Origin of the sequence: Mesorhizobium sp. M7A.F.Ca.US.006.01.1.1, assembly GCF_003997935.1 — a bacterium.
Taxonomy (GTDB): Bacteria; Pseudomonadota; Alphaproteobacteria; order Rhizobiales; family Rhizobiaceae; genus Mesorhizobium.
In genome coordinates this window covers 1-3,459 of sequence record NZ_RZQL01000417.1, presented here as the reverse complement: position 1 = coordinate 3,459, position 3,459 = coordinate 1, and the positions used below count along the sequence as shown (strand labels likewise).

At 61.1% G+C, this 3,459-nt stretch carries 3 protein-coding genes; 2 read left to right on the top strand and 1 reads right to left on the bottom strand.

From position 1 onward, the window contains the following. Positions 1-121: 121 nt before the first annotated feature. Positions 122-550: a L,D-transpeptidase gene (locus EN943_RS36120; protein ID WP_127416514.1), complete on the bottom strand. Its 429-nt coding sequence runs from the start codon at positions 548-550 to the stop codon at positions 122-124. Between the two features lie 222 nt (positions 551-772). Between EN943_RS36120 and EN943_RS36115 the strand changes: the two genes are divergently transcribed. Beyond that, positions 773-2,053: an acetylornithine deacetylase/succinyl-diaminopimelate desuccinylase family protein gene (locus EN943_RS36115; RefSeq protein ID WP_127416513.1), complete on the top strand. Its 1,281-nt coding sequence runs from the start codon at positions 773-775 to the stop codon at positions 2,051-2,053. A 162-nt stretch (positions 2,054-2,215) separates the two neighbouring features. Beyond that, a partial coding sequence (locus EN943_RS36110) for an ABC transporter substrate-binding protein (protein WP_164778577.1) occupies positions 2,216-3,459 on the top strand: 1,244 nt, incomplete at its 3' end.

Below are 3,459 nucleotides of genomic sequence, written 5' to 3'. Positions count from 1 at the left end.
AGGATCAGCGGCGGGCGTCGAAAGCGGTCCTCGCAGGCAAAAGCGGTCCCGAACGCTTAAGCAGAACTGCTGGCGTGGGTGTTAGCCCTGCGCCAGCAGATAACAGTGGACCTGAATCGCCTCAGTTGGTGACGACAATGCGCGTGTTGCCGAAACCCACTTCCCGCACCATCGAATAGAACGTGGCGGCATTGGCCGTGTGCAGCCTCACGCAGCCATGCGACGCCGGGCGGCCGAGCTGCCTGACGGCGCCGGTTCCATGGATGGCATAGCCGCCATGGAAGAACACCGAATAGGGCATCGGCGACATATGGTATTTGCGCGAATACCACATCCTGGCCGTGCGCTGCGGCCGATAGGTGCCGCGCGGCGTGAAATAGCCGGTGCGGGCCGTGGAGACACTCCACCGGTAAACCGACGCGCCATATCTGACGGTCATCGTCTGCGACGACACGTCTATATTTGCAACGAGGCTGGCTGCCCAGCCCTGCCCCGAAGCACCGAACAGCATCGCAACAAACATGGCTGCCGTGAGAACTGTCTTTTTCATGCGATCAAACCCCTTTGATTGCCCCTAACCTGCCTGCCCTCTAATTGTTTTTCATCTTTTTAATGGCAGATGCACGGGCTAACACACACACCTTGACCAATTCGCCAATCCAAAGCAGCGAATTTGAACGATTTCGCGCAATAGTTGCCGTAACGACACGCCGCATCGGTTTGATCGCCGGCGGGCTTGCAAAACCGCCGAGATCGCTGCTCAACTCCGCGCATGAACCAGCGACTCCTCCAGGCAATCGATGACAGGCGCGACGACATCGTCGCTCTGACCGCCGAGCTGATCCGTTTTCCGACCATCAATCCACCCGGCGAGGCCTACCGGCCATGCGCCGAATATCTCGGCGCGCGGCTGAAGAAGAGCGGTTTCGAGACCGAGTTCATCCGCGCCGAAGGCACGCCCGGCGACACCGATCGCTACCCGCGCGTCAATGTCGTTGCCCGCTTCGACGGAAGATCATCAGGCGCCTGCGTCCACTTCAATTCGCATATCGACGTTGTCGAAGCCGGCGATGGCTGGACCGTCGATCCCTTTGCCGGCATCGTCAGGGATGGCAGGGTCTATGGCCGCGGCGCCTGCGACATGAAGGGCGGTCTTGCCGCCTCGATCATCGCAGCCGAGGCCTTCATGGAAGTCTTCCCCGATTTTCCCGGCGCCATCGAAATATCCGGCACCGTCGACGAGGAGTCCGGCGGCTTCGGCGGCGTCGCCCATTTGGCCAGGCTCGGCTATTTCTCCAAACCCAGGGTCGACCATGTCATCATTCCCGAGCCGCTGAACAAGGACCGCATCTGTCTCGGTCATCGTGGCGTCTGGTGGGCGGAGATCGAGACCAAGGGCGAGATCGCGCACGGCTCGATGCCGTTTCTCGGCGACAATGCGGTGCGCCATATGGGCGCCGTGCTGCGGGCTTTCGAGGACGAGCTGTTCCCTGCGCTCGACCGCAAGATGACGCGCATGCCGGTTGTGCCAGAAGGAGCAAAACGCTCGACCATGAACATCAATTCGATCCATGGCGGCCAGACCGAGGATTTCCGGCCCGGCCTGCCCTCGCCCAACGTGCCCGACTCCTGCCGGATGACCATCGACCGCCGTTTCCTGCTCGAGGAAGATCTCGAAACCGTCAAAGGCGAAGTGACCGGCATTCTCGACCGGTTGAAGCGCGAGCGGACAAAATTCGACTACGAAATACGCGACTTGATGGAAGTGCTGCCCCTGATGACCGAGCGCGACGCGCCGGTGGTCAAGGCGGTTGCGCAAGGCATCATGGCGATCTTCGACCGCGAACCCGACTACGTCATATCGCCGGGCACCTACGACCAGAAGCACATAGCCCGCATCGGCCATATCTATGATTGCATCGCCTATGGGCCGGGCATTCTCGACCTCGCCCATCGGCCGGATGAATGGGTCGGCATATCGGACATGGTGGAATCGGCCAAGGTGATGGCGATCGGGCTCAACGTGCTGCTGCGCGGCACAGCCACGGGATAAGGTGCGCACCGCGACAAGCTTCGACCTGCCGATGCGGCCGCCAGGACAAAAACATTCCCGGCCACGCCAACGGGCAGAACGAAACGCAATTTACTCCGTGGCGAAATCACGCTTCTATCGTCCCGGTTCGAGCACGTGTCTGAACGCATGGGGAGTTGCACGATGAAATTGTGGAAAACCATTCTGGCGGCCGCGGTGCTGTCGCTGGCCGCCGGCACCTCTGCGTTTGCCGCGCGAACCGACCTGGTCATCGGCATTCCGCTCGAACCTCCGCATCTCGATCCGACCGCCGGGGCCGCTGCTGCGATCGACGAAGTGCTCTACGCCAATGTGTTCGAGGGCCTGACCCGCATCGGGCCGAATGGCGAGGTGCTGCCCGATCTGGCTGAAAGCTGGACCATTTCCGATGACGGCAAGGTCTACACTTTCAAGCTGCACACCGGCGTGAAATTCCACGACGGTACCGACTTCGATGCCAGCGACGTGAAATTCTCGCTCGACCGGGCGCGAGCCGACAACTCCGTGAACGCGCAAAAGGGCCTGTTCGCAGCCATCGACAAGGTCGACGTCGTCGATCCGGCGACCGTCAAGGTCACGCTGAAGAACCCGCAGGGCTCGTTCCTCTACAATATGGGCTGGGGCGACGCGGTGATCGTGGCGCCCGAATCTGCCGACACCAACAAGGAGAAACCGATCGGCACCGGCCCGTTCAAGTTCCAGAGCTGGGCCAAGGGATCGTCGATCACGCTGGTCAAATCGGACAATTACTGGGGCACACCAGCGTCCCTCGACAAGGCCGAGTTTCGCATCGTGCCGGATGCCGCGGCCTATGTGCCGGCGCTGCTCTCGGGCGACATCCAGGCTTTCCCGTTCTTCGATGCCGACAGCGTCGCCCAGGTCAAGGACGACCCGCGCTTCAAGGTTGTGATTGGCGCGACCGAGGGTGAGACCATCCTGTCGATCAACAACAAGAAGCCGCCCTTCGACAAGCTGCAGGTGAGGCAGGCGATCTCCTACGCGCTCAACCGCAAGGCGATCATCGACGGCGCCTCGGCCGGCCTCGGCCAGCCGATCGGCTCGCATATGTCGCCGGCCAACAAGGACTATGTCGACCTCACCGGCCGCTACCCGAATGATGTCGCCAAGGCCAAGGAATTGCTGAAAGAGGCAGGCCTCGAGAACGGCTTCAAGGCGACGCTGAAACTGCCGCCGCCCACCTATGCCCGTCTCGGCGGAGAGATCATCGCTTCGCAGCTTCGCGACGTCGGCATCGATCTGGAAATCATTCCGGTCGAATGGGCACAGTGGCTGGACCAGGTGTTCACCAAGAAGGATTACGACCTGACGATCGTCTCCCACACCGAGCCCAACGACATCGATATCTATTCGCGCAAAGATTATTACTT

Excerpts from the sequence above, each read along its gene's own strand:
- EN943_RS36120 (WP_127416514.1), bottom strand. The coding sequence starts at position 550 with ATGAAAAAGACAGTTCTCACGGCAGCCATGTTTGTTGCGATGCTGTTC.
- EN943_RS36115 (WP_127416513.1), top strand. The coding sequence starts at position 773 with ATGAACCAGCGACTCCTCCAGGCAATCGATGACAGGCGCGACGACATC.